17 protein-coding genes are annotated in these 26,760 nt (G+C 72.3%); 10 read left to right on the top strand and 7 right to left on the bottom strand.

What is annotated here, in order from left to right:
* Nucleotides 1–17: 17 nt before the first annotated feature.
* Nucleotides 18–1,538, top strand: coding sequence for an amidase (locus tag ABZ887_RS14515; RefSeq protein WP_361287977.1), 1,521 nt, complete (start codon nucleotides 18–20; stop codon nucleotides 1,536–1,538).
* A 7-nt stretch (nucleotides 1,539–1,545) separates the two neighbouring features.
* On the opposite strand, the gene ABZ887_RS14510 is transcribed toward ABZ887_RS14515, so the two are convergent.
* Nucleotides 1,546–2,334 (bottom strand): SIS domain-containing protein, encoded by a 789-nt coding sequence (locus tag ABZ887_RS14510; RefSeq protein WP_361287974.1) that lies wholly within the window; start codon nucleotides 2,332–2,334, stop codon nucleotides 1,546–1,548.
* A gap of 166 nt (nucleotides 2,335–2,500) precedes the next feature.
* Here ABZ887_RS14510 and ABZ887_RS14505 point away from each other — a divergent pair, with 166 nt between their 5' ends.
* The 6 genes from ABZ887_RS14505 to ABZ887_RS14480 all read left to right on the top strand — a co-directional run bounded on the left by ABZ887_RS14505 (nucleotide 2,501) and on the right by ABZ887_RS14480 (nucleotide 11,777).
* Nucleotides 2,501–3,385, top strand: a complete 885-nt coding sequence (locus ABZ887_RS14505) for a MurR/RpiR family transcriptional regulator (protein WP_361287971.1) — start codon at nucleotides 2,501–2,503, stop codon at nucleotides 3,383–3,385.
* Nucleotides 3,386–3,493: 108 nt separating this feature from the next.
* Nucleotides 3,494–7,759: an NEW3 domain-containing protein gene (locus tag ABZ887_RS14500; RefSeq protein WP_361287968.1), complete on the top strand. Its 4,266-nt coding sequence runs from the start codon at nucleotides 3,494–3,496 to the stop codon at nucleotides 7,757–7,759.
* Nucleotides 7,756–8,385: a peptidyl-prolyl cis-trans isomerase gene (locus ABZ887_RS14495; RefSeq protein ID WP_361287965.1), complete on the top strand. Its 630-nt coding sequence runs from the start codon at nucleotides 7,756–7,758 to the stop codon at nucleotides 8,383–8,385. Before ABZ887_RS14500 ends, ABZ887_RS14495 begins: the two co-directional genes overlap by 4 nt.
* A 136-nt stretch (nucleotides 8,386–8,521) precedes the next feature.
* Nucleotides 8,522–9,892, top strand: coding sequence for an extracellular solute-binding protein (locus ABZ887_RS14490; RefSeq protein ID WP_361287962.1), 1,371 nt, complete (start codon nucleotides 8,522–8,524; stop codon nucleotides 9,890–9,892).
* Between the two features lie 26 nt (nucleotides 9,893–9,918).
* On the top strand, nucleotides 9,919–10,902 hold the full coding sequence (locus tag ABZ887_RS14485) for a sugar ABC transporter permease (RefSeq protein WP_361288054.1): 984 nt from the start codon (nucleotides 9,919–9,921) through the stop codon (nucleotides 10,900–10,902).
* Complete coding sequence (locus tag ABZ887_RS14480) at nucleotides 10,899–11,777, top strand: carbohydrate ABC transporter permease (protein WP_361287959.1); 879 nt, start codon at nucleotides 10,899–10,901, stop codon at nucleotides 11,775–11,777. Before ABZ887_RS14485 ends, ABZ887_RS14480 begins: the two co-directional genes overlap by 4 nt.
* Here the strand turns inward: ABZ887_RS14480 and ABZ887_RS14475 are convergent.
* The gene (locus ABZ887_RS14475; protein WP_361288051.1) at nucleotides 11,741–13,852 is read right to left on the bottom strand and encodes a glycoside hydrolase family 3 N-terminal domain-containing protein; all 2,112 of its coding nucleotides are present in this window, start codon (nucleotides 13,850–13,852) and stop codon (nucleotides 11,741–11,743) included. The genes ABZ887_RS14480 and ABZ887_RS14475 overlap by 37 nt on opposite strands.
* A 65-nt stretch (nucleotides 13,853–13,917) precedes the next feature.
* Nucleotides 13,918–14,928, bottom strand: a complete 1,011-nt coding sequence (locus ABZ887_RS14470; protein WP_361287956.1) for a BadF/BadG/BcrA/BcrD ATPase family protein — start codon at nucleotides 14,926–14,928, stop codon at nucleotides 13,918–13,920.
* A 20-nt stretch (nucleotides 14,929–14,948) separates the two neighbouring features.
* Here ABZ887_RS14470 and ABZ887_RS14465 point away from each other — a divergent pair, with 20 nt between their 5' ends.
* The gene (locus tag ABZ887_RS14465) at nucleotides 14,949–16,250 is read left to right on the top strand and encodes a glycosyl hydrolase (RefSeq protein ID WP_361287953.1); all 1,302 of its coding nucleotides are present in this window, start codon (nucleotides 14,949–14,951) and stop codon (nucleotides 16,248–16,250) included.
* Here the strand turns inward: ABZ887_RS14465 and ABZ887_RS14460 are convergent.
* Nucleotides 16,228–17,724, bottom strand: a complete 1,497-nt coding sequence (locus ABZ887_RS14460) for a glycoside hydrolase family 3 N-terminal domain-containing protein (RefSeq protein WP_361287950.1) — start codon at nucleotides 17,722–17,724, stop codon at nucleotides 16,228–16,230. The two genes, ABZ887_RS14465 and ABZ887_RS14460, sit on opposite strands and share 23 nt — an antisense overlap.
* Before the next feature lie 223 nt (nucleotides 17,725–17,947).
* On the opposite strand from ABZ887_RS14460, the gene ABZ887_RS14455 reads away from it, so the two are divergent.
* The gene (locus ABZ887_RS14455) at nucleotides 17,948–18,610 is read left to right on the top strand and encodes a transglycosylase SLT domain-containing protein (protein ID WP_361287947.1); all 663 of its coding nucleotides are present in this window, start codon (nucleotides 17,948–17,950) and stop codon (nucleotides 18,608–18,610) included.
* Between the two features lie 184 nt (nucleotides 18,611–18,794).
* Nucleotides 18,795–19,700: a hypothetical protein gene (locus ABZ887_RS14450; protein WP_361287943.1), complete on the top strand. Its 906-nt coding sequence runs from the start codon at nucleotides 18,795–18,797 to the stop codon at nucleotides 19,698–19,700.
* A 57-nt stretch (nucleotides 19,701–19,757) separates the two neighbouring features.
* On the opposite strand, the gene ABZ887_RS14445 is transcribed toward ABZ887_RS14450, so the two are convergent.
* The 3 genes from ABZ887_RS14445 to ABZ887_RS14435 all read right to left on the bottom strand — a co-directional run bounded on the left by ABZ887_RS14445 (nucleotide 19,758) and on the right by ABZ887_RS14435 (nucleotide 26,369).
* Nucleotides 19,758–20,663 carry a hypothetical protein gene (locus tag ABZ887_RS14445; protein WP_361287940.1) on the bottom strand — a complete coding sequence of 302 codons (906 nt, stop codon included), beginning with the start codon at nucleotides 20,661–20,663 and terminating at the stop codon, nucleotides 19,758–19,760.
* 4 nt (nucleotides 20,664–20,667) lie between these two features.
* The gene (locus ABZ887_RS14440; protein ID WP_361287937.1) at nucleotides 20,668–21,753 is read right to left on the bottom strand and encodes an NlpC/P60 family protein; all 1,086 of its coding nucleotides are present in this window, start codon (nucleotides 21,751–21,753) and stop codon (nucleotides 20,668–20,670) included.
* Between the two features lie 440 nt (nucleotides 21,754–22,193).
* Nucleotides 22,194–26,369, bottom strand: a complete 4,176-nt coding sequence (locus ABZ887_RS14435) for a beta-galactosidase (protein WP_361287933.1) — start codon at nucleotides 26,367–26,369, stop codon at nucleotides 22,194–22,196.
* Nucleotides 26,370–26,760 lie beyond the last annotated feature (391 nt).

Raw genomic sequence — 26,760 nt, 5'->3', positions numbered from 1 at the left:
ACCGGAAAGGACCGTTCATGAAGCGCTCGCCGACTGAACCGACTGAACCGACTGAACCGATCGAGCCGATCGAGCCGATCGAGCCGATCGAGCGCAGCGATTCGTTCGATTCGCTCGACTCGTTCACGCCGGCCGTCGAACTCGCCGCGGCCGTACGGCGGAAAGAGGTCAGCCCCGTCGAGCTGGCCGAGGTCTGTCTGCGGCGGATGGACGAGCTGGACCCCCGGCTCAACGCCTTCTGTCACCGGGCCGACGACGACGTCCGCAAGGCCGCCGCCGTGGCGGCCGACCATGTGGTGCGGGCCGCGTCGCCCGACGACCTGCCGCCCTTCCACGGTGTCCCGCTGCCGGTCAAGGACCTTGTGGACGTGGCCGGTTGGCCGACCACCAGCGGATCCGCCGGCGCCGGGCGGGCACCGGCCCCGGTCTCGGACCCGGTCGTACGGCGGTTCGTGGACGCGGGGTTCGTGCTGCTCGGCAAGACCACCACGTCCGAGTTCGGTGCCCTGCCCTTCACCGAGAGCGAGGCCCTTGGTATCTCGCGCAACCCGTGGGACCCGTACCGTACGCCGGGCGGGTCGTCCAGCGGGGCGGGGGTGGCCGTCGCCGCCGGGATGGCGCCGATCGCGCACGCCGAGGACGGCGGCGGGTCGATCCGTATCCCCGCTTCCTGCACCGGACTTGTGGGCCTCAAGCCCACCCGTGGCCTGGTCGGCAACGCGACCGTCGTCGTGGAGGGCCTCGGTACCAGCGGCGTGGTCACCCGGACCGTGGCGGACACCGCGGCCGCCCTCGACGTGCTGGCCCGCCACGATCCGGGCGCCTGGTGGTCGCCTCCGTCCCCGCGCGGCTCGTTCACCGCGGCGATGGCGGCAGAGCCGCCGGCCGGGCTTCGGATCGGGGTGCTCACCGACTCGCCCGTCGACGGGATCGGTGTGGACCCCGCGTGTGTGACGGCCGTCGAGGTCACGCTCCGGGCGCTCGAATCGGCGGGGCACCACGTCGTGGACACCGCGCTGCCGCTGCCGCCGACGGACGAGTTGATCGCCGCGTTCACGACCATCTGGAACGTCGGCGCCGCCGGGATCGACCTCGCGGAGCCGGAGCGGGTCGAGCCGCACAACCGTGCGCTGCGCGAGGCGGCGCGGTCGGTCGACTCGTGGGCCTATGTGGAGGCGGTGCAGCGGGCCCAGCACCTGTCGCGGCGCATCGTCGAGGGCTTCGTCGGCGCCTTCGACCTCCTGGTCACGCCGACGATGGCCTGTCTCCCGCCGCGCATCGGTGCCTGGCGGGCGGGCACCGAGGACCATCCGCTGGCCGCTCTGCTGAACAGCTATCCGATGGGGGTGTTCACCTCGGTGTTCAACGTGACCGGCCAGCCGGCGGTCTCGCTCCCCGTCCACCACGACGAGGCCACGGGGCTGCCGGTCGGTGTCCAGCTCGTCGCCGCACCCTGGCGGGAGGACCTGCTGCTCCAGGTGTCCCGCACCCTGGAGGTCGCGCTGCCCTGGAACGGCCGTCGCCCGCCGGTCGGCTGACGCCTGCTCAGCTCGCGGTGCGCCGGATCCGGCCGGCGTACCGCTTCTCCAGTTCCAGGTTGCCCTCGAAGCCGCCGGGCACGTTCGCCGAGACGTAGACCGGGGGGCGGTCGCCGGAGGCGAGGAGGAGGCCGGCCGCCTCTGCCACCGCCATCTGCACGAGCATGACCCCGGTCAGTGTGGACAGCGCGCAGACCGCGCCGCCGCCCGGGAGTTCGAGGAGGGCGTCGCCGCGCGGGGCCGCGTTGTCGAGGACCACGTCGGCCAGGTCGGCGAGTTTCCTGCCGCTGGGATGGCCGGCCGGGACCGCCCGGGTGTGGGCGAGGGAGGTGAGGGCGAGGAGGCGGTGTCCGCGTTCCTTGGCGTGCAGGGCCATCTCCACGATCACGTTGTTCACCCCGGAGTTGGAGATGACGACGAAGAGGTCCTGGGGGTGCGGGGCGGCGAGCTCGTAGAGGCGGGCGGCGATTCCGGGTTCGCGTTCCAGGAGCGGGTCGTCGAGGACGCTCGGGTGTTCGCCGCCGTAGAGGACGAGGTCGGCGATGCTGATCCGGTTGGTGGGCACCAGCCCGCCGGCGCGGCCGGCGACCTCGAGCACCATGGCCTGGGAGTGGCCGGTGCCGAAGGCCTGGACGACCCCGTCGGCGCGGACGCAGTCGGCGATCAGGGCGGCGGCCCGGGTGACGTCGGCGCGGGCGGACCCGGTGAGCCGGTGGAGGGCGTCGAGGCCTTCGCGGGCGAAGCGTTCGGCGCTCACCGGGCCGGTCCCGGACTCGTTGGCGGACTCGACGGACACGTGCGCACTCCCCTGCTTCCGGGAACAACCGGATGGATTGAACCACCCCAACTACGTCACTATCGATGAATCAATAAATCATGCGTGCCGCACGCTGTGCAATGCCGCGTTCTTCCGGTCCTGGTATTCAAGCGACCGCTCAGACGGTGGCTGATACCTTCTCTTCATGCCCTCGACGGACGTCACCACACTCATCCGTACCGAGCTGCCGCGCCTGGCCGGCTCCCTGCGGAAGGTCGGCGAGCTGATCCTGGAGGATCCGGCCGCCGTCACCCACTGTTCGGCCGCGGAACTGGGCCGCCGCACCGGCACCTCCCAGGCGACCGTGACCCGGTTCTGCCGGGCCGTGGGCCTCGACTCCTACCAGCACCTGCTGATCGCACTCGCCCAGGAGCGGGGCCGCGGCGAGGTCTCCGACTGGGGCACGGCCGAGATCGGTCCGGACATCTCCCCGGACGACAGCCTGGAACGGGTCGTGAAGGTCGTCGGCACCGCGGACCTGCGGGCCGTCCAGCAGACCCTGGACCGGATCGACCTGGACGCGGTCGAGCGGGCCGCGCAGGCCATGGCGCGTGCCCGCCGCATCGACGTCTACGGGGTGGGCGGCAGTGGAGCGGTGGCGCAGGAGACCGAGACCCGGCTGTTCCGGATCGGGTGTTCGGTGCGCGGCTGGACCGAGGTGCACGCCGCGGCCACCTCGGCCGCCCTGCTCACCCCTGCCGACGTCGCGATCGGCATCTCCCACTCCGGGGCGACCCGCGAGACGACCGAGCCGTTCGAGACGGCCAAGGAGCGCGGCGCGACGACGATCGCCCTGACCGCCGACCCGCGTTCCCCGCTCGCCCGAGCCGCCGACATCCGGCTCATCTCCTCCACCTCGGAGACCAGCTTCCCCACCGGCATCATCGGCGCCCGCCACTCGGTGCTGGTCCTCATCGACTGCCTGTACGTCCGGGTCGCCCAGCTCTCCTACCAACGGGCCAGCGCCTCACTGGCGTTGACCGACCACATCGCGGGGCAGCACACGGCGAAGCCCCGGCGGTCACGCTGAACCACCATCCGTTCTGCATGGATGAACCATCAATGAATCACATGCGTGGTTGATTGAACCACCCCTCGATGCCAGGATGGGGCTCCGCCGAGCACTCGTAGGAGCCCCATGCGTGTGACCTCTGTCGAGTCGACCGAGCTCTTCACCGGCACCCCGGAGAAACCGCTGCAGGTGGTCGTCGTCCGGGTCGAGCACCTCCCCGGCCGCCCGGTGCTGCTGACCGTCGAGGGGCCGGGGGTGCGCAGCGTCGGCGAGCACCGGGCCACCGCCGGCGAGGACGGACTCGTACGCGCGGAGGTCCCGGTGTCGGCCGAGCGGCTCGCGCCCGGCGACCGGCGCGGCATCACGGTGACCGTCGAGGACGCGGGCGCGGGCCGACTCCTGCGCCACGCGGCCGAGTTCACCGCCGCCGAGCCCGGCTGGACCATGTTCATGGTCAGCCACTTCCACTACGACCCCGTCTGGTGGAACACCCAGGCCGCCTACACCGAGACCTGGGACACCGCCGACGACCCGGCCTCCAGCGGGCTGCCCGCCCGCACCTTCGACTCGCGCGGCCAGTCCGGGATGAGCCTGGTGCGCGCCCACTGCGACCTGGCCCGGCGCGACCCCCTGTACACCTTCGTGCTCGCGGAGGTCGACTACCTCAAGCCCTACTGGGACGCCTTCCCCGAGGAGCGGGGCTTCCTGCGCCAGCTGATCCGCTCCGGACGCGTCGAGGTGATGGGCGGCACCTACAACGAGCCCAACACCAACCTCACCGGCGCCGAGGCCACCGTCCGCAACGCCCTGTACGGGGACGGCTTCCAGCGCCGGATCATGGGCGCGGCGCCCGAAACCGCCTGGCAGCTGGACGCGTTCGGGCACGATCCGCAGTTTCCCGGGCTGATGGCGGACGCCGGGATCACCTCCAGTTCCTGGGCGCGCGGACCGTTCCACCAGTGGGGGCCGACGCTGTCCGTCTTCGGCGAGGCGCCGCGCGATCCCGGACGGATGCAGTTCCCGGCCGAGTTCAACTGGATCGCGCCGTCCGGGCGCGGCCTGCTCACCGCCTACATGGTCAACCACTACGGCGCCGGCTGGGCGATCGACAACGCGCCCACTCTGCCGGAGGCGGAGGCGGCCGCGTTCAGGCTGTTCCAGGGGCTCAAGAAGGCCGCGCTGACCAGGAACGTGCTGCTGCCCGTCGGCGGGGACTACGCGCCGCCGTGCCGCTGGGTGACGGGCATCCACCGCGACTGGAACGAGCGGTACGTCTGGCCGCGCTTCGTCAGCGCCGTCCCCCGCGACTTCTTCGCCGCCGTGCGCGCGGAGCTGGCGGCCGAGGGCCGTACGGCCTCGCCGCAGACCCGGGACATGAACCCGGTCTACACCGGCAAGGACGTCTCCTACATCGACACCAAGCAGGCCCAGCGGTACGGCGAGACGCTGCTCGCCGACGCCGAGGCCTGGGCGACCCTCGCCTCCCTCGTCACCGGGCACCCCTACCCGGACTCGGCCCTCGACAAGGCCTGGCGGCAGCTGGTCTACGGCGCCCATCACGACGCCATCACCGGCTCGGAGTCGGACCAGGTGTACATCGATCTCCTCACCGGCTGGCGGGAGTTGTCCGACCTGGCCCGGACGGTGCACGCCGACGCCACCGACGCGCTCGCCCGCGAGGTCGTCCCGCTGCCCGGCGGCGCCCCGGACCTGGTGGTCTTCAACGCGGCCACCTGGCGACGCCGGGACGTGCTCACGGTCGACGACCCGGGCGGCCTGGTCCCGCTGGACCTCACCGGCCTGCCGCTGCCCGCCGTCCGCGAGGACGACCGGCTCCGGGTCGTCGTACCGGACGTACCCGGAATGGGCCTCAAGGCCCTTTCGCTCGCGGAGGGTTCGGTGCCCGGGTGGGCGCCGGGTGAAGGGCTCACCGTCCGCAACGAGTTCTACGAGGTCTGCGTCGATCCGGCGCGCGGTGGCGGGGTCCGCAGCCTGCGCCGGCTCGCCGAGGGCGGGCGGGAGTTGCTGCGCGCCGGTGACATCGGCAACGAGCTGGTCGTGCAGGAGGAGTATCCGCGGCATCCGCGGTTCGGCGAGGGACCGTGGCATCTCACCCCGACCGGCACGACCGCCGCCCGGAGCCGGGACGTCACCGCGGACGTGGAGGTCGAGCACTCCCCCGCCGGGGCGCGGATCACCGTCCGCGGCGACCTCGGGCTCTTCCGGTACACGCAGCGGCTGACGCTCTGGACGGGCGTCGACCGGCTCGACGTGACGACCACCGTCGACGGCTACGACGGGGCCGACCGGCTGATCCGGGTGCGCTGGCCCTCGGACGTGCAGGGCGGGCTGCCGGTGCACGAGGTCGCGGACGCGGTGATCGGGCGTGGCTTCGGCTTCGTGGAGGTGGACAGCGAGCGGTTCCCGTGGACCCTCGACAATCCGGCCAACACCTGGTTCGGGCTGGGTTCCACGGCCCGGATCGCCGTGCACGACGACAGCGGCCGACTGCTGGGGCAGCGGGCGTTCGGGGTCGCCGAACTCATCCATGCCGACTGGGACTCCGCCGGCGAGCTGGGCACCCCGCTCGCGGCGGCTCTGGTGCGGGCGGGGGTCACGGCCACGTCGACGGTCGCGGGCGGTCCGCGCTACGGCGACCTGGAGGTGGACTCCAACCTGCCCGACCTGCGGATCGCCGTGGGCACCCCGGACCGCAACCCCGTGGTCGCCGAGGCGCTGAGCTGGGATCCGGCGGCGGCCCGTGAGGTGAACCGGCAGCTGGCCGAGAGCGGCCTCGCGACCGTCTGGGTGGCCCCGCGGGCGTCGTTGCGCGAGGAGTGGGTACCCGGCGCCGATCTCCGCGAACTGGAGCAGCTCCCCCTGCTGATCGTGGCCGGCGCCGAGGACGACGCGAAGGCGGTCGACGCGCTCGTCGCCGACCTGGACGACGGGGTCGTCCGGGCCACGGCGGCGGGGCGCGGCGAGGCGCTGCCACCGGGCGACGCCTGGGACGGGCGCGGCTTCGCCGTGCTCAACCGGGGCACGCCCGGCTGCGTGGTGACCTCCTCCGGCGACCTGTACATGTCCCTGATGCGGTCCTGCACCGGCTGGCCCTCCGGCATCTGGGTGGACCCGCCCCGCCGTACCGCACCCGACAGGTCGGGATTTCAACTCCAGCGCTGGTCGCACACGTTCGAGTACGCCGTGGTCGCGGGTGCGGGAGACTGGCGGGAGTTGGGGCTGCCGCAGGCGGGGCACGCCTTCAACCACCCGTTCACGGCGCGGATCCGGCCACCCGTCGAGGCACCGGGCAGCCTGCCGCGGACGGTTTCCCTCCTCTCCGTCGAACCCGAGGGCCGGGTGCTGCTCGACGCGTTGAAGCCGAGCGGTGCGCCTCTCGCGCGGGGCAGCGCGGCGGCCGCGGATCCGGCGAGCGGGGTCGTCGTACGGCTGCACGAGGTGGACGGGCGGCCGGTGCGGGCCCGGGTCACCGGCCCTCGGCCGTGGACGTCGGGCGCGCGGACGGACGTACTGGAGAGACCCGGGGAGCCGCTGGTCCCCGACGGGGGTGTGCTGGAACTCGACCTCGGCGGCTTCGAGGTGGCCACCGTACGGGCGACTCCCGGGGGCGCGCCGCCCGCACCGGGTCCCGGGATCGCCGCGCACGAGCCCGCCCAGCCGGTGGCCACCCGCTACTGGCTGCACAACTCCGGGCCCGCGCCCCGCGGCAACCTCCCGGTCGCCGTCCATCTCTCGCCGGCCGCGCTCACCGCCTCCGGACCGGTCACCGCGACGCTGCGGATCTCCTCCGAACTCACGGACGCCTCGGCCGCGGGCACGGTCGACCTGAGACACCCGCCCGGCTGGACGGCCGAACCCGCCCGCCTGCCCTACGCGTTGGGGCCCGGCGGGTTCACCGTCACCGAGGTGACGCTCACCCCGCCACCGGACACCCCACCCGGCCGGTACTGGCTGGGGGCACGACTGGTCCGCGACGGGCAGGCGTACGAGGACGTGGTCGCCGTCGACGTGCCGGGGTCCGTGGCCGAGGGCGAGCCGGACGGGCGGACCGGGCCGACTCTCGTGGCCCGCCTGGGAGTCGAGCGGATCCGCGTCGGCCGGGGTGACCGGGTGACGGTCCCGGTGGTGCTGCGGAACCGGACCCGGGGGCCGGTCGACGGCACCCTGTGGGCGGTGTCGTCGTGGGGGACCTGGGCCGGGGTGGCCCCGGGCTGCCAGGGGTTCACGGTGGCCGCCGGGGAGTCGCTGGAGTGCGGGATCGAAGTGGACGCCTCGGCGGTGGCGCCGGGGTCGTACTGGCTGCTGGCGAAGGTCGGCTGGCACGGGTGTGTCGCCTACACCGAGGCGATCGTCATGGAGGTGGCGCCGTGACCGAGCACGCGGCTGTGGTGGACGGGGCATCCGTGCCGGTGGAGCGGGTGGAGACACTGCTGGCGGCCGTGCCCGCCCGGGACCCGGCGGGCACCCGCACGGAGGCGCTCCACCGGGCCGAGCGGCAGCGCCGGCGGTGGGCGACACAGGTCGTCGTCACGGACGAACTCGCCCGGCGGGCCTGCGTGGAGCGCGGCCTGGAACCACCCCGGGAGATCTCTCCCGAGCGCGTCCTGGCCGTGTCCGGGACCGACGCCGCCGACCTGGGCAGCATCGTCGCGGTGGCGCTCGCCCACTCCCCCGCCGCCCGTGCCCTGCTGGCCGCCCTGGAGGCCGAACAGCGGGTACCGGAGGAGGCGGTGCGGGACTACTACGTCCGCAACCGGGACCGGTTCCTCACCAAGGACGCGCTGCGGCGCGGTGTCGATGCCTTCGCGACCACGGCGGCCGAGGCCTTCCAGCCGTACGAGCGCGTACGGGAGGACGTGGCAAGGGAGTTGCGGCGGGCCCGGGGTCGCCAGGCCTTCTTCGACTGGCTGGACCGGGCCCGGGCCGGCGTCGAGTACCCGCCCGGGCACGAGCACCCCGGCGACCCGGCGCATCCGGACCACGAGCACCGGCACTGAACCGGTCCGTCGGCACACGGAACCGAAACGCAACACGCAAGGCATTGACCTCCGATGAATTCTGGTCCACCTTTTCATCAATCAGACTTCAAGTTGGTGATTTGAACCATCCGGAAGCGGCCGCAGGAGGACAACCATGCGTGCGAAGAGACTGACCGGATCCATGACGGGCGTCCTCGTCCTCGCCCTGACCGCCGCGGGCTGCGGCCTGTCGGGCGGTTCCGGCGGCGGGGGCGCGACGGCCGGCGGCTGCAAGGTGGACCAGGGGAACGTCGGTTCGGGGAAGCTCACCGGGGACGTGAAGGGCCAGATCACCTTCCAGACCACGAACCTGAAGAAGGACTTCGGGTCGTTCTTCAACGGAGTGATCAAGGACTTCGAGAAGGCCCACCCCGGTGCCACGGTCAAGTGGATCGACGACCCCGGCGACAACACGTTCACCACCCGCACGGTCGCCGACGCCCAGGCCTGCACCCTGCCGGACGTCATCAACCTCAACTCCGAGACGGCGACGGCGCTCACGAGGGCCGGGTACCTGCTGAACCTGGGCGTCAAGGACCCGGACGTGGCGAAGCCGTTCGTCCCCGCGTTCTGGAAGTCCAGCACCATGACGGACTCGTCGGGGGCGACCGTGCACACCGTGCTCCCCTGGTACACCGGCGGCATCGTGCTCACCTACAACACGGACCTGCTCAAGAAGGCGGGCGTCGACACCTCGAAGGCACCGAGCAGCGTCTTCGGCCTGTTCGCCGACTACGAGAAGGTCGCCAAGGCGGCCAAGGGCGCGTACTACGCGACGATGGCGAACCCGGTGTGGCGGATCCCGGCCGACTGGGACCAGATGAACATCAAGACGCTCTCCGCCGACGGCAAGTCCGCGGTCTTCGCGAATGATCCGAGGACTGTGCAGTGGGTGGCCTGGATGGCGAAGCTCTACAAGGAGGGCGCGATGCCGAAGGACTCGCTGTCCTCCAGCAACGACCCGTCCACGCTGTACAGCCAGGGCAAGGTGGCGTACGGCTCGACGAACCCGAGCTTCGTGCGGTTCGTGAAGCAGAACAGCCCGTCGGTGTACGCGAAGACGGCGGTCGGCCAGCAGCCCTTCGACGCGCTCGGCCACACCACCGGCGCCCCGCAGTACATATCCGTCGCCGCGACCAGCAAGCACGCACCCGTGGCACTCGCGTTCGCCGAGTTCCTCACCGACGCCGAGAACCAGACGGCCTGGTGCAAGGACCCGAACGTGGTCGTCTTCCCGACGACCACGGCTTCGCTGGACGATCCGTTCTTCCAGCAGGTCACCGGGAACGACCCGTTCTCCGAGGCCCGCAAGCTGGTCGCCGAGCAGCTCAAGACGGCCACCGCCTACCAGACCAACCTGTCTCCCGCCGTGCAGAACGCGATCGTGGCGCAGGTGCAGCTGGCCATGCAGGGCAAGAAGAGCGCCGCGCAGGCCGTCAAGGACGCCCAGGCGAAGGCCAACGAGCTGCTCAAGCAGGCGGGTTGAGGGTGGCGACCGAGACCGCCCGTCCGGTGCCGGTGCCCGCGGCGGAGCGGACCGCCGCCGCCCCGGGCCCGGCCCCCTCCCTGCTGCGCCGACTGCTGCCCGGCCCCGCGCCGGGTGCCAACGGGGCGGCGCTGTACCGCCGTTGGTGGCTGCCATGGCTGTGGACCGCGCCCGCGATCGGCTGTGCCGTCGTCTTCGGGGTGTTCCCCTTCTTCAACACCCTGCTGCTCTCGTTCACCGACGCCAAGCCGCTCGGCGGCGCCGCGGGCTTCGTCGGCCTGGACAACTACACCCGGATGCTGGGCGATTCGGACTTCTGGCTGGCGACCCGCAACAGCGTCCTGTACGCGCTGATCGTCGTCCCGCTGATGGTGCTGCTCCCGCTGATGCTGGCCGTCCTGGTGGAGAAGAACCTCCCCGGCATCGGATTCTTCCGGTCCGCCTTCTACACCCCGGTGCTCGCCTCCAGCGTGGTCGTCGGTCTGAGCTGGCAGTGGCTGCTGGCCGACGACGGACTGGTCAACACCTGGCTGGAGAAGGCCCACCTGATCAGGTCGGCGATCCCGTTCCTGTCCGACTCCTGGCTGATCCTGCTGTCCGCGATGGGCCTGACCCTGTGGAAGGGCCTCGGCTGGTACATGGTCTTCTACCTGGCCGCCCTCGGGAACGTGCCGAAAGAGCTGCACGAGGCCGCCGCGATGGACGGCGCCGGCGCGGTCCGCCGCTTCTGGCACATCACCGTACCGGGTGTACGGCAGGCCATGATGCTGGTCGGCACCCTCACCGGCATCGGCTCGCTGCGGGTCTTCACCGAGATCTACATGCTGGGCAGCTCCACCGGCGGCCCGGGCGGCGCCGACCGCACCCTGCCCTTCTACATCCGGGACGTCGGCCTGGACCCGCTCACCGGCAACGCCGGGTACGGCTCGGCGGTCAGCGTCGCCCTGTTCGCGCTGACACTCGGCCTGACCCTGCTGGCGCAGCGCCTGACCAAGGAGGACGAGGCATGACGTCCGCCGTCGACCGGCCCCGGCGCCTGCTGCCCCGCTGGCGGGAGTACGGCCGCCCGCGCGAACTGGCCGTCCGCTACCTGCTGTTGCTGCTCGTCCTCGGGCTCACCGTGGGCCCCCTGCTCTGGCAGTTCCTGGCCTCCCTCAAGGGCACGGGCGAGGACGTCTTCGGCGCGGACGCGAGCCTGCTCCCGCACCACCCGACGCTGCGCGCCTACCGGGAGGTGTTCGAGCAGGTACCGGTGGCCACCTACATCAGGAACAGCCTGATCGTGGTCGCCCTCTCCGTCACCAGCCAGCTGCTGTTCTCCACCACCGCGGGCTACATGCTCTCCAAGCCGGGCTGGAAGGGCCGCAAGGCGGTCTGGGTGGTGCTGGTCGCCTCGATGATGTTCCCCTTCGAGTCGATCATGGTGTCGCTGTTCCTGAGCATCCGTGACCTGGGCCTGGTCGACAACCTGGCGGGCGTGTGGCTGCCCGGGTTCGTGGGCGCCATCAACGTCCTGCTGATGCGCGGCGCGTTCCTCGCCGTCCCGCGGGAGATCGAGGACTCGGCGATGCTCGACGGCGCGAACGAGTGGCAGCGCTTCCGGTACCTGTATCTCCCCTCGGCCTGGGGCGCGATCATGGTGGTCGTCGTCAACACGTTCATCAGCGCGTGGGACGACTTCCTGTGGCCGCTGATCGTGCTGCGCTCCGAGAACCACATGACGCTGACGCTGGGCCTGTCGCGGCTGCAGAGCTCGTCCTTCGGCTACGACCAGCGGGTGGTGATGGCCGGGTCGGTGATCTCCGTCGTCCCCGTGCTGGTGCTGTTCGTGATCACGCAGCGGTGGTTCTACAAGGGGGTCTCGGCCGGGGCCGTGAAGCTCTGATCCACGACGAGCGGGGTCGCGCCGAGCGCCTCGCGCGCGCAGGCGCCGACCCTGATCTCGACGGCTTCGTCGACCGCCGGGTGCAGCAGGACCGTACGGCACTCCCCCGGGGCCAGCTCGACGGCCTCGAACGCGCGCAGTTCGAGGGTGCGCGGCCAGGTGGCGGGGCGCAGCCTGCGGACGTACAGCTGGACGACGGTACGCCCGTGCCGCTGCCCGGTGTTGGTGACGTCGACCTCGACGGTCCGCCCGGTCAGGCGGGGTTCGGCGAACGCGAAACGCGTGTACGACAGGCCGTGCCCGAAGGGGTAGAGCGGCTCGGTGCTCTCGTCGACGTAGCCGCCGTACTCGGTGTCCTTGTGATTGTAGTAGACGGGGAGTTGGGCCGCCGAGCGGGGGACGGAGACCGGGAGGCGGCCGGCGGGTTCGGTGCGGCCGAGCAGGACCTCGGCGATCGCGTCGCCGCCCCAGGGGCCCGGGTACCAGGCGGTGAGCAGTGCCCCGGCCCGCTCGGCCGCCTCGGGGACGGCGTGCGGGCGGCCCTGCACCAGGACGACGACGGTGGGTGTGCCGGTCGCGGTGACCTTCTCGAACAGGGCGCGCTGGTCGGCCGGAAGCCGAAGTCCCGCGAGGTCGACGCCCTCACCGCAGGTCGTCTGCGGACCGGCGGCGCGTGCCGCTCCGTTGGCGTCGAACTCGGTGCCGGGCGCACGGGCACTGCTGCCGCCGAGCACCAGGACGGCGAGGTCGGCCGGGCCCTCCCCCTGGTGGATCTCGACGCCGGGCGGGGCGAGCCTGCGCAGCGCGTCGAGCACCGTGCTGCCCGCGCCCGGGTGTTGCGGCGCGGTGTAGTCGCCGAGCTGGTGGGCGGTGGTCGAGGCGTGGGCGCCGAGCACGGCGATACGGCGGACCTCGGGTCCGGCCGGCAGGACGCCCCCGTCGTTGTGGAGGAGGGTGACGCAGCGCCGCGCGAGGTCGGTGCTCAGCTCCCGGCCGCCGTCCGGCAGCGGGACGCGCCGGGTGTACGGCTGCTCGAAGAGGCCGAGGCGGAACTTCAGCCGCAGCACCCGGGCGACGGCGGCGTCGAGGACGCACTCCTCGACCAGCCCCCGCTCGACCGCCTCCTCCAGATGCGTGAACCCCTCGTCCCAGAGGCTCAGGTCGACACCGGCGTGGAGGGCGAGGGCTCCCGCGGAGACCGTGTCGCCGGTGATCCGGGCCAGCCGGTCCACGGCGAGGCCGTCGGCCATCACCAGCCCGTCGAATCCCCAGCTCTCCCGCAGGATCCCGGTGAGCAGCGCACGGTTGCCCGAACACGGCATCCCGTCGACCTCGTTGTACGCGGCCATGACGGCGGCGGCCCCGGCACGCACGCCGGCGCGGACGGCGGGGAGGTGGATCTCGTGGAGTTCACGCAGACCCAGTTCGGACTCGGCGGAGTTCCGGCCGCCGACGGTGGCGCCCTGCCCGGCGAAGTGCTTGAGGACCACGGGCGCCTTGTCGGCGGCGAAGAACTCGGCACGGTCGCCCTGCATGCCGCGGACGAGGGCTTCCGTGAGCCGTGCGGCGAGGTACGGGTCCTCGGCGAAGCACTCCTCGGTGCGGCCCCAGCGCGGGTCGCGCGCGATGTCCAGGGCCGGGACGAGGGCCAGATGGCCGCCGCGGGCCCGTAGTTCGGCGGCGGCATGGGCGGCGGCCCGCTCGTACAGGCCGGGGTCCCAGGTGGCGCCGACGGCGAGGTTGACCGGCAGGACCGTGCCGTCGAGGGCCATGTGTCCGTGCGGGACCTCCTCGACGAACAGGGCGGGGATGCCGAGGCGGCTGCTGTCCAGGACGTGCCGCTGGACCAGGTCGGCGAGTTCGGCGCTGTCGTCGGCGCCCGGTCCGGTGCGGTGGTCGACGCCGGACCAGGCGTCGGCGCGCATCAGGCCGTAGAGGGCACCGAGTCCGGCGCGGCGGTCGGTCTCGGCGCGCAGGGCGTCGGTGAGTTCGAAGCGGCCGTCGGGGGTGCGGCGGTAGGCATGCCAGCCGTACATGCGCTGATTGAGCTGGCCGGCCTTCTCCCGCAGGGTCATCCGGGCGAGGAGGTCGGCGACGCGGTCGTCGAGGGGGGCGGTGGGGATGCGGTAGGTGGGGACGGTCACGGAGCCTCCGCGGGTCGGCGGCCGGTGGCGAGGAGCCGCGCCAGCGCCACGGCGCCCGCACAGCCGTCCGGCACCGGGGTGACGGTGAGGTCGAGGGAGGAGAGCCGTTCGGTGACGGGGGCGAGCAACGGGCCGTCCGGAGCCACCAGTCCGCCCGTGACGACCAGGGCTTCACCCGGACGCGGCCCCAACGCGGCGACGGTTGCGGCCAGATGAGCGGCCGCGTCCCGGAGAACGGCCGCGGCGACCGTGTCCTTCTCGGCCGCCGCACGCGGCACCAGGGGCGCGAGATCGGCCAGCCGTACCGGTGGGCGGTCCAGCACGGCCGGCAGGAGACATGCCCGGTAGGCCGCGCGCGACTCCGGCCTCCAGAGCGCGTCTTCGGCCGGGGGGAGTGCGCTCGCCGGGATCCCCAGGGTCCGCCCGACGGCCGCCGTCAGTGCCGTCGGTCCGCCCCTGCCGTCCGCGGCGCGCAGGGCGGCCCGTGCCGCCTCGCGCCCGATCCAGAACCCGCCGCCGTCGTCCCCCAGCAGCCAGCCGTCCCCGCCGGAGGTGGCCACCAGCACCCGTCCCTCGATCCGGGCGGCGACCGCACCGGTGCCGGCCACCAGGGCGAGTCCGTCGGCCGGCTGCCCGGGCGCCCCGGCGAAGGCCGCCTCGATGTCGCTGTAGACCTCGACCGCCCCGGTGCCGATGCCCAGCCGGGTCAGCGCGGCGGTGAGGGCGGCCCGCGCCCGCACCCGGCCCGGCTCCTCCTCGGGAGCGCGGGCGGCCCCCGCGAAGCCGCCGACCACCGCGGCCACCCGCGCGCGTCCCGCCTCCGGCACGGCCGACGCGACCGCCTCGGCCAGGTGATCGGCGAGCTCCGGCTCCGGGACGGTCAGCGCGTTGCCCGGCCCGGCCACGCCCTCCCCCACGACCCGTCCGTCCCGCGCGTCGGCGAGGACCGCCCGGGTGCGGGTACCACCGGCGTCGATTCCGAGGACCCAGGGCGAGTCTTGGTTCAAATCACTATTCATTGTCGTCCATGGTGGTTGATACATTCGCCGCACACAAGATCCGAGCAGCCAGGGTCCGAGGCCCCGAGGAGGACGCCATCAGCACGCCCCCGCACGCCCCCGCACTCCGCTTCGGTGTCAACTACACCCCACGTCGTGGCTGGTTCCATGCATGGCACGACTTCGATCCGGGCCAGGCCCGCGAGGACCTCGCACAGATCGCCGGACTGGGTCTCGACCACGTCCGGGTCTTCCACCTGTGGCCGCTGCTCCAGCCCAACCGCACCCTCGTCCGCCCCGCCGCCGTGGACCAGCTCGTCCAACTGGTCGACTTGGCCGCCGAGTTCGGCCTCGATGTCCTCGTGGACGGCATCCAGGGCCACCTGTCGAGCTTCGACTTCTACCCGGAGTGGACCCGCAGCTGGCACCACCGCAACGTCTTCACCGACCCGGCGGCCGTCGAGGCCCAGGCCGCCCTGCTCCGCACCCTGGGCCGCGCCCTGACCGGCCGCCCGAACCTCATCGGCCTGCAGCTCGGCAACGAGCTCAACAACCTGGTCGAGCACAACCCGGTGGCGGTCGCCGAGGTCGACCACTACCTGGACACGCTGCTCGCGGCGGCACGGGAGGGGCTGGGCGACGGCGTCGGGCTGGTCACCCACTCCGCGTACGACGCGGCCTGGTACGGCGACGACCACCCGTTCACCCCGGAGGCGTCGGCCCGCAGGGGGGACCTGACCACGGTGCACCCCTGGGTGTTCTCCGGCGACTGCGCCCGCCGCTACGGCCCGCGCTCCCCCCAGGTGCGGCACCTCGCCGAGTACGGCACCGAACTCGCCAAGGCCTATGCCACCGACCCCGCCCGCCGGGTCTGGGTCCAGGAGACCGGCGCGCCCGAGCCGCACATCCCGGCCGCCGACGCGCCGGACTTCGCCCGCGCGACCCTGCTGAACGCGGCGGACTGCGCGCAGCTGTGGGGCGTCACCTGGTGGTGCTCCCACGACGTGGACCGGGCCCTCGCCGACTTCCCCGAACTCGAGTACACCCTGGGCCTGTTCGACTCGGCGGGCCGCCCGAAGCCGATCGCCCACGCGCTCGCGGAGACCGTGGCGGAGCTGCGCGTCCGGCAGCCTGTGACGCCTCGGGAGAGCGCCCTCGTCCTGGACTGCACGCCCGCCGGCCGCGCGGTCTCGGGTCCGGGCGGCGCCTTCTTCGAGGCGTGGACGAGCCTGCGCGCGGACGGCGCCAGGCCGGCGGTGGTCCTGGCGGAGCAGGCCGCGGACGATCACTGTCTGGCGGCCCGGGGCATCAAGGAGCTGATCCGGCCGTAGGACCCGCGCCCGACAGCACCTCCGCCATAGCACGGAGGTTGGCCCGGCCCCGCCCGTACGCGCACAGCGCCTCGCCCTCCGGCAGCCCGGTCGAGACCACGACCGCGTCCGGGCGGGCGGCCAGCAGGGCCTCGCGCAGCCGCCGCTGCCAGGGATGGAGCCCGGCGTCGCAGACGGCCACCACCAGCGGCCGCCCCTGTGCCGCCCGCAGCATCTCGGCCACATCGGCCTCGCCGGGTTCGCTCGTCAGCGCCGTCCCGACGGCCGCCGGGTCCAGGGACCGCACCTCGGTGAGCAGGTCCTCCCCGCCCCAGTTCAGGGCGGGATGCGGCGGCGGGAACAGGTCGACGACGTACGCGCCCGGCACGGGCGGGGGCAGCACACCCCGGCTGTGGACGGCCCGCCGTGCGGCCGTCGACCCGGCGCCCTCGTCCCATGGGGTCACCGCGGCGGGGGCGGGCGGGGTGGCGTACCGGCGGGCGAGCCGTCGTACCCGGGCCGCCGCCTCCTCGACCCGCTCCGGGGCCAGTTCCCCGGCGCGCAGCGCGTCCAGGACGGCGTCGCGGCAGGCGAGGGTGGTCTCCAGGTCCGGTACGGCCACGATGACCTGGTCGGCTCCGGCGGCCAGCGCGATCCGGGCGGCGGCGGCCTCGCCGTAGCGGCCGGCGATTGCCTGCATCTCCAGCGCGTCGCTCACCAGCACGCCGTCGAAGCCGAGTTCGCCGCGCAGCAGGTCGCCGAGGATGCGGGGGCTGAGGGTGGCGGGGCGGTCGGGGTCGAGGGCCGCGAAGACGACATGGGCGCTCATGAGCATCGGCACACCGGCGTCGATGGCGGCCCGGAAGGGGGCGAGGTCGAGTTCGGCGTACGGTCGCGGGTCGATCGCGGTCTCGTGGTGGCTGTCGGTGACCGTGCCGCCGTGGCCGGGGAAGTGCTTGGCGCAGGAGGCGATCGAGCGCGCCTCGGTGGCAGCGATCCAGGCGCGCAGATGGCGGGAGACCAGGTCGGGGTCGGTGCCGAAGGCGCGGGTGCGGACGATCGGGTTCTCGGGGCGGTGCTGGAGGTCGGCGACCGGTGCGTAGGAGACGGTGATGCCGAGGGTGGCCAGGTGGCCGGCGAGGGCGTCGGCGCAGGCGGCCGTGAGGGCGGGATCGTCGGCGACGCCGAGGGCCCAGGAGCCGGGCGCCTCGGGGGCGCCGGCGGCGACCAGATGGCCGATGCCGCCGCCCTCGTTGTCGATGGCCACCAGCAGATCGGGCCGTAACTCCCTGAGTGTGCCGGTGAGTTCACGGACCTGGTCGGCGTCCCGGATGTTGCGGGTGAAGAGGATGACGCCGCCCAGGCCGCGGTCGACGAGCCGTTTCAGGGTGTCGGGGACGGCCGTCGTACCGTCGAATCCCGCGACCAGACAGCGGTGTGCGGCCTCGTCCAGGGTCTCGGACAGGTCACCGGGGCCGTACGCATGGTGGGTCACGCCGGGAATCCTCTGGCTCACCCAACCAAAAGTCAACGAATTCCCGGATCATTCATTCACAGAGTGGGCGGCGCGGCGCGGGCGGGTGTGAGGATCCGCACGCGCTACGGCATTGCGTCGGGCGGACCGGCACGCAAGAGTGTTCCAACCGCCGTACCCAACGAGCGAGATGCTTCCGTCGACCGCCGCACACGGTGGCCCGGGCGAAGAGGAAGAGAAGCGCGTGAGCCGCATATCGGTCCGGGGAATCGCGGTGGCGTCGGCCACCGCGGTCACCGCTGTCGGAAGTGTCGTCGGTGTCGCCTCGGGCAGCAGCGCGCAGAACAACGACGCGGAGTCGACCGCGACCGATGCCACCCTCCTCGCGGACCTGCCGGCGGGCGAGCAGGCACAGGTCCAGACCGCGTCGCTGACGCAGCAGGCCGACGCCATGGCGGTACAGGCGGACGTGAGCGCCCGGAAGGACGCCGAGCAGGCCGCGCGGGCGGCGGCGGCCAAGGCCGCGCAGGCGAAGCAGGCCGAGGCCAAGGAGCGCGCGGCGGCCAAGGCCGCGGCCGGCGACCCGACGGCCGGCTTCCCCGTGCAGAGCTCCTACACCGTGGCGCAGATCAAGGCGATGGCCGCGCAGATCGTGGGCAGCAGTCAGTTCCAGTGCTTCAGCAACATCGTGGACCACGAGTCCACCTGGAACTACCTCGCGGTCAACCCCTCCTCCGGCGCCTACGGCCTCGTCCAGGCTCTGCCCGGCAACAAGATGGCCTCCGTCGCCTCCGACTGGCAGACCAACCCGGCCACCCAGATCAAGTGGGGCCTCAACTACATGAACACCACCTATGGCAGCCCCTGCCAGGCCTGGGCGTTCTGGCAGGTCCACCACGCGTACTGAGCGGCCCTGACGCGGCGGGTCCGGCCCGCTCCGGGCGAGGACCGCAGCGGGCGAACGCCGGCGCGCCCCCGTGCGTCGTAGGTGTGGACACGGGGCCGGCGCCGGGGATCGAACAGCCTCTGCGCGTCGTGCCCCCGGTGGGGATCGCGGAGATCCCTCGTCGGACACCTTCCGGGGGAATGTCATGACCATACGAGCGAAGCACCTCGTCGGCCTTCTTCTCGCGCCCTTGCTGGGCGCCTGCCTCCTCGCCGGCTGCGACAGCGGCCCGGGAGGCGACGACAACGACACGTCCCAGTCGCCGCGGCAGCGGGAGCGGGCCCGTCAAGTGGCCGACGCCTGGCGGGGATCCGCCGCGGCCACCGCATGGAGCAAGGGGTACTACCCCATGGCCGACGCGGTACAGGCACCGGAGTCCGGCTGGCACAGCAAGGCGGACGAACGCGCCTCCGAGAACCGGAACTTCACGCTGCGGGGCGAGCTGCCCGCCGCCACCGCCGCGAAGGGGAAGGTCGGCTGGCCGAGCGGGGACACACTGACCCGGCCGCTGTGGGGAGCGGAACAGGCCTACCAGTCGTTCGCCCTCGACGACAGCACGGGCGCCCGCCTGACCGTGACGGGAGCGAAGCTCGGCACGACGACCATCGCCACCAGCCGGGGCACCGCCACCGTTCCCGCCTGGCTGTTCACGCTGGACGGTTACGACACGCCGCTCAAACGGGTGGCCGTCACCCCGTCGAAGCTCCCCCGGTCACCGATCGGATCGACGGCGCAGGGGTCTGCCGGCGGCCTCTGGAGCATCCCGAAGTTGGCCGGGACCGCTGCGGACGGCCGGTCCGTCACCGTGGAGGCCGCGCACGGAGCCTGCGACGACGGCCCCGTCGTCAGGGCGTTGGAGACGGACGAGAGCGTCGTGCTGTACGCCTCCGTCACGGGAGCCAAGAGCGGCCCCTGCACCGCCCAGATGCTCATGCAGGACATGAAGGTGGAGCTGCACGAGCCGCTCGGGGACCGCGTCCTCCTGGACGCCGTCACCGGCCGGCCCGTGCCCTACGGACAGCCCGGGGGGCCGTCGCCGAGCTGGTCCTAGGGCCGCAGCGAGGCGACGGGGACCGGACCCGCCGCCGATCCCGCCCAGGGGATCCGATCACCCGGCGGGCCGGCCCGGCCGCCGGGTGAAACGGCGCAGCCCCCGCCGCGTCGGCCTGAGGGGCTCGTCCTCGGGGGCGACCGGCCCCTGGCCCGCCGTCAGCGCGGGTACCGCGGCCGGGGCCGGAACCGAGCGGTCGCCCCGTGCGAGCCGGGTCCGCACGGCCTGGGCCATCGCCTGGTGGTCCGGTTCCCGCAGATAGCCCTCCGCGGCCAGGTGCTCCCACATGTGCAGCAGTTCCTGTCCCCGGGTGGCCACCTGGCCGTCGTCCAGCAGCCGCTGCCACGCCGCGGTGGCGCGGGCCACCTCGGGCGCCGCCCGGCTCAGGTCGGTGCGGCAGCGGATGCGCGCGACGGTCAGCGCGAGGACGGTGGAGTGCATGTAGTCGCCGCGCAGATAGGCGAGGTACGCCTCGATCGCCCGTGCCTCCAGGGACAGTTCGTCCTCCGCGCCCCTGCGCAGGGTCAGGTGCTCCCGCAGCGCACTGGCGAGGACGGAGGCGGCGTGCAGTTCCCCGCGCTGCGCGTGCTGGGTGATGCGTTCCACGCGGGCGAGCGGAGGGAACGCCTCCTCCTCCGCGGCGGTCCGCTCGCGCCCGGGCGGCAGGTCCTCCTCGTCGGCGATGGTCCGGCTGGAGCCGTCGGGGTACACCCGCAGGCGTGCCACCTGCAGCACGGTGCGGTCGATGACGGTGGCCGCCACCGGGGCCCGCAGGGTGCGGGCGAACATGGCGATCGCGTCGAGGATCGCCTCGTTGGGCGGTCGCGTGCCGCCCATCTCCAGCAGATGGCCGTTGACCACCGTCGACCCGTCCTCGGCGACATAGGCGTCGAGGCGGATCAGCGGCGGTGCGCTCACCGCGGGCAGGTTTCCCTGGTTGCGGGGGGTCAGTGAGTAGGTCATCCGCTCAGACTCCGGGTCGGACGACACCGAGGACGGGCATGGAGGCGGCCGGTGCGGTCGTGACCGTGCGTCCGGGCCGCGGGGCGTGGACGATCTCCCCGTCCCCTATGTACATGCCCACGTGCGTGGCGTCGTAGTAGATGATCAGGTCTCCGGGCCGCACGGAGGCCAGGCTGACCCGGGTCAGCCCCTGCCACTGTGCCTGCGAGGTGCGGGGTATGGGGTGCCCGGCCGCCGCCCATGCCGTGGAGGTCAGTCCCGAGCAGTCGTACGACGAGGGGCCCACGGCACCCCATACGTACGGTTTGCCGATCTGGGCCAGCGCGAAGGCGACGGCCTTGGCGGCTGCTCCGCTCGCCTTCACCCGGCCGCCGCCCGAACCGCTGCCGGTCGAGGTGCCGTCACCGGAACCGGGGCCCGTCCACCTGGACTTGGCCTCCTGCGCCTCCTCCTTCTCCAACTGGGCCAGCTTGCGGGTCTGTTCCTTCTTGAGTCCCGCCTCGATCCGCTCGGCCTCGGAGATCTTGTTCTCGATCTTCCGTTTCGCCTCGGCCTTGTCCGCGCGGGTGTTCTTCAGTTCCCGGAGCTTCTCGGCGGCCGCGTCGGTCTGCCGGCTCAGCTCCGCGCGGGTGTTCTTCTGGATCGTGGACACCGTGACCAGGTTGCGCAGGGCCTGGCGGGCCTGGGACGCGTCGTCCAGGGCGTGGTCGGGGTGGTCGCCGAGCAGCAACTGGATGCCTGTGGAGTCGAGGTTGCCCCCGCGGTACTGGGTGCGGGCGGCGGCACCCGCGAGGTCGCGCAGATCGTCGAGCCTGTCCTCGGTGCGGGTCAGGTCCTTGTGCAGCGACGCCAGCCGCTTCTCCTGCTCGGCCGCCTTCACATCGGCGGTGTCGTACGCCTCGGTTGCCACCTCCGCCTGGCGGTAGAGGCCGTTCAGCTCGTCGTGGATGTCCTCGATCGACTGGTCGTTCCGCGGATCGGGTTCGCCCGGGGTCGCGTAACTCGGGCCGGGTAACAGGGTGATCGCGCAGACGAAGGCTGCTGTGGCGGCTCGGCTCCGCAGCCGTCTGCCGCGAGTCGACACATTCACTCGATCACAGTACCTCCCGTGAACGACCCGCCCCTTCTGTCCCCGGACGCGTCAGCCTCCCCCCGAGCAACCCGTCCACCGCTGCCGCGGCCGGTCACGGCCGGCCGGGGGAAAGAGACCATCCGCGCCGCGCCGCCCCGGGGTTGACCGGCCCCGGGGCGCAACGCGCAGGAAAGAACGGCTGGTCACAGCGGTCCTCACTGAGGTTCAGGGAGCAGGACGGGCGCGTGCGGAAGCCGCCACCGCGCCACCGCCCGCCCCGCTCTCCACCACCCGGTCGAGGTCGCGCCTTCGTCCTGCACCACCGTCCGGCCACCCGCTCCGTTCCGAAACGGTCGTCCCGGCCAGGAGAGCGGGCATGCCCAAGTGCCCCTCGGGCCCGCGAACACTGCACTCGAAGCCGTCATCCGGCCGGCCGCACGCTCGAAGACCTCAGCCGGCTAGCCGCACGTCAGTGTCGGTACCGCCCAGTCGCCGTGGTCGTTGCCGTTGCCGTCGCCCGCGTCGCCGACCTTGAGGTCGACCACCTGGGCGCCGCTGACGTCGACGTCGACGGACACCGCGGCCTGCTTGCCACGGATCGTCGGTGTCGTCACCAGCGTCCGGCCGTCGGCGATCACGGAGAACGTCACCGTTCCCGCGCCGCCGGTCTCGTCGTCGACGCCGACCTGCGCCGTCAGCCGTGAGCACTTTCCGGCGAGGTAGAGCTGGACGTCGCTGACCGAGTTGGTGCCCAGGCCCTTGGCGTAGCCGACGCCGGCGATGGTGATCGGACGGCCGTCCCCGGCCGCCTGTTCGCCGACGCTGGTGTCGCGCTCCACCGGACCCCACCCGTTGGTGGAGGACAGGAACGACAGGTCGCTCACCGCGCTCGTGCCGGCCGGCGGAGCCGGCGGGATCCCTCGGACGATGCGCTCGTCACCGCCGCCGGCCTGCCGTCCGCTCTGTACGTAGTCCACTGTGGTGGTGAGTGCGGAGGCGGACGGCAGGGTCCCGTCCGGCGGCTGGACGTTCCAGGTGAAGGTGGCCGACTCACCCGGCCGTACGCGCTGGACCGCGGCCGGGCTCGTGGCGGTCACGCTCCACCCGTCGGGTGCGGAGAGCGAGGCCGTCAGGCCGGAGGCGGACGGCCGGTCCTCCGGCACCCGTACCGTCGTCTCGGCCCTGAAGGCCTGCGCGGACTGCGCGGTGTCCGGCACGTCGAGCGTGACGTCCGCTCCCGGACGCTTCGGCATCGCGTACTTCACGGCGTCGTAGCGGGGGCTGTCGTTCTGCGCGACGCGCAGGGACGAGGCGTAGCTGCCGTAGTCGGTGAGGGAGACCTTGCCGAGTCCGCCGGTGCTGCCGTCCAGGTTCCACACGGCGATGGCGATGCTGTTGTGGCCGTTGGGGTTGAGGATGCCGTTCGGTATGGGGAACGTGTGCTGCGGGCCGAGGTAGTTGACGTAGTTGCCGACCTGCCAGCCGTTCACGAAGATCGTGGCACGGTACTTGCGGGACGGGTCGTCGGTGAACGTCAGCCCGATCGAGGTGTCCTGGCCGTGCGGCAGGTCCAGCTCGGCGTCGGTGCGGTACCAGGAGACCCCGGGGCGGGTGTCGGTGGCCGGCAGGGACACCTGGTTCCAGCTCCTGTCCGGGTAGCCCGGCAGGGACCAGCCGGCCCGCTCGCCGTACAGGCCGCCCGTGGAGAGCGGGCCGCGCACGGTGTCCTGGAGGTCCTCGCCGCCGCGTACGCCCTGCACCCGCCAGGTGACGGAGGTCAGCGGCGCTCCGACGAGGGAGGCGCTGGTGAGGCCGCGCGCGGTCTTGTTGCCGTTGGTCGAGTTGTAGTCCTCCTCGTGGCCCATGTTCACGGTGAGCACGGAGATGACGTTGTCGCCGGTGGCGTTCACCGATCCGGCGGGGAAGGTGAAGTCGGCGCTGCCGGTGGTGGAGCTGCCGAGGAAGGTGCCGTTGAGCCAGGCGGAGAACGCCTGCGCGTCGCCGCCGGAGTCCGAGACGAGGTGGACGCCGGTCTCCTTGCCGGTGGCGCGGAAGCGGCCGCGGTACCAGGTGTTGCCGGTGTGGAAGCCGTAGTCGTCGGCGTAGAGCACGGGCTGCGCGTCGTCGCCGGAGACGCTGTTGGTGGTGGTCCTGTCGGCCACCTGCCAGCTGGAGTCGTCGAAGCCGGTGGCCGACTCGGGGGATTCCTCGGTGTGCTTCCAGTCGGTGAGCGTCGGCAGCTCGACCGGGGCGGCCACCGGGATCGTCCCGGTGCGGCTCGCCGTGTCGGTGGCCTGGGTGTGCACCGTCCTGCCGTTCCAGGTGACGCGGTCGGCGGCGGTGAACACCTCGATGTTCTTGTCGTCGGCGTTGTCGCCGGTGAGTGCCACGGTGTGGCCGTCGTCCAGGCTGGTCGCCGTGCGCAGCAGGTGGGTACCGCGGACGAGGACCGGGCCGGTGGCCGTGTCCTGGCGCCAGAAGGTCTCCGCCGTGGCCTTGTCGCCGACGAGCAGCAGGAGCGGGCGCTTCCCGTCGCCGCTGATGCTGATGCGGATCAGGCCCTGGTGGCTGTAGTTCAGCCGGAGGTCTCCGGTGGCCGCGTCCCAGGTGGTCGTGACCGAGCCGCCGGTGGCGGTCACGGTGGGCTCGGTGGCGTAGCGGAGTACGGTCTCGCCGTCGCTGTCCTTGTCGCCGTAGAGCACCGCGACGTCCCGGTCGCCGACCGTCGCGCTGGTCATGATCTCCGACGTGGAGTACTGCAACTGTGCGTCCCCGAGCCGGTAGTTGGCGACGATCACGTGCGAGTCGCGGCCGTCGAGCGTGATCGCGGTGCCGGGTTGCTGGGGCACGACCGGGTAGGTCGGCTGCGTGGCGGAGTCGCCCGTCGGTACGTCGATGGCGTCGACGGCCACGTAGTTGTCCGTGGACCCCGAGCCGTGGCTCCCGTCGACGACGATCTTCAGGGTGTGCGACCCGGGCGCCAGGCCGGTCTTCTGGAAGAGCACCGCCTGGTTCTCACTCCCCGAGTCGTCGACCGTGGCTTCCTTGGTGCCGTCGAGGTAGACGTCGGCGTAGCCGTGGTTGCCCGTCTTCGAGCCGATCCAGCGGATCGCGGTCCCGTCGAAGGGGACGGTGAGCGAGTCACCGGCCTTGTTCGAGAACGACTCGGTGTGCTTGTAGTCGCCGCCGGTGTAGCTGGTGTTGGCCACGTGCGACCACGAACCGGTGTACTGCAGCGCGGAGTCGGGGTCGTCCCAGGTGTAGGTGGTGTCCGCGGCCGGCTGGGCGTTGAAGTCCAGCGAGATGTGGGTCTTGTCGACCGCGGTGGACGTGGAGTTGCCGTGCCGCAGGACGTGGAACTGCGTCCTGGTGTCGGGGTTCATCCGGGCGGTGTCGACGACCGCGGAGTCGTCCGGCGGGGTGGCCCTGATCGCGTCGGTCTCGGTCAGCGGGGCGACCGACTGGGTGAAGTACCCGATCAGCTTGTCCTCGTAGTACTTCGGGTCGAGCTGGCGGGTCTCCCGGATCGCGGCCCCGTAGTCGTACGACGTGTAGTTCTCCGGCATGCCCAGCCAGCCCCAGTTGGTGCCGCCGTAGGTCATGTAGAAGCTCTGGGCGGTCGCGCCGACGGCGATGTTCTGCTTGTAGAAGACGTCGGCGAACTGGTCGTTGATCAGCTGGGCGCACTTGTCGTAGCCCGGTCCGCCCCAGGGGTCGAAGGCGCCGCCCTGGAACTCCGGCGAGTAGAGCGGCTTTCCGGCCGGGTGGTCGTAGCTGATGTCGGGGACGCCGTTCCACTTCGAGGGGTTCGAGCAGTCGAAGCCCTGCGGGTAGGAGTCCGGGCCGTCGACGTCCAGCGCTCCGGTACCGGAGTTGAAGGTGCCGTTGTTGTTGCCGGTCAGCGGGACCGTGATGCCGTCGGCGCGGGCCTTGTCCTCCAGATGCTGCATGTAGGAGCGGCCGGCGGCCGAGCCGTTGTAGTACTCGTTCTCGACCTGGTAGGCGATGACCGACCCGGTGCCGTTGGTCAGCTGGTGGCGGGCGATGATCCGGTCGATCTGGGTCAGCCACTCGTCCGCGTACTTCAGGAACCGCGGGTCGTCGCTGCGGTTGTTCCCGGCCTTGGTGGTCAGCCACCCGGGCAGGCCGCCGCTGTCGACCTCAGCGTTGATGTACGGCGCCGGGCGGGCGATGACGTAGAGGCCCGCCTCCTCGGCCATCTCGAGGAGCTTGTCGACGTCACGGACCCCGGTGAAGTCGTACACACCCGGCTTGGGCGAGTGGTAGCCCCAGTCGAAGTACAGCGAGGTGGAGTTGAAGCCGGCGGCCTTCATCTTCTGGAAGATGTCGCGCCACAGATCCTGGCTCGGGAGCCGGAAGTAGTGGAACTCCCCGGACCAGAGATAGGTGCGTCGGCCGTCGACGAGGAACGAGTAGCCGTCGAGAGTCACCGTGTGCGCCTGTGGCGCGGCGGTGGGCGCCGCGGCGGGCGCCCGCTCTCCTGCGTCCTGCGCCGCGGCGGGCGTGATCACGCCCGCCGCCAGGGCGATGGTCGCCGCCACCGCGAGGACGGGCCGCCACCATCGACGGCCACCGGGTCTCGCAGCCTCTGAACCGATCCGATCACTCCGCACCGCGGCCTCCAGACCGACTGAGCAATCAACACCAAACAGACTCGGGCAAAGTCGAACAGTAAGGGTGTGCACAGCTCAACACAATGGGGCGGGAGAAGACGGCCGAGGCGCCGGAGGAGCGCCCGACCTCCGTCGGGCAAACGGATCCTGACAGAGCATCAGAGAATGGACGTGGGCGAGACAGACGTCTGGACGTGGGCCCCGGCCCCGGTGTGGTCCGCGTCGCTTGTTCTTGACACCCGGCGGGGCGGGCGACGTACGGTGAACCGATCGGTTTCTGACGGGTGGAGGCCCTTGATGCACGTATCCGGCGCGACACCCCGGGGTGGGCGCTGTGGCGTGCGGCTGATCACGCGCCGGCATGTCGACTACTGCCGCACCTGCTCCGCCG

Source organism: Streptomyces sp. NPDC047061, from assembly GCF_040643955.1.
Classification (GTDB): domain Bacteria; phylum Actinomycetota; class Actinomycetes; order Streptomycetales; family Streptomycetaceae; genus Streptomyces.
This window is presented reverse-complemented; position numbering and strand designations above follow the sequence as displayed.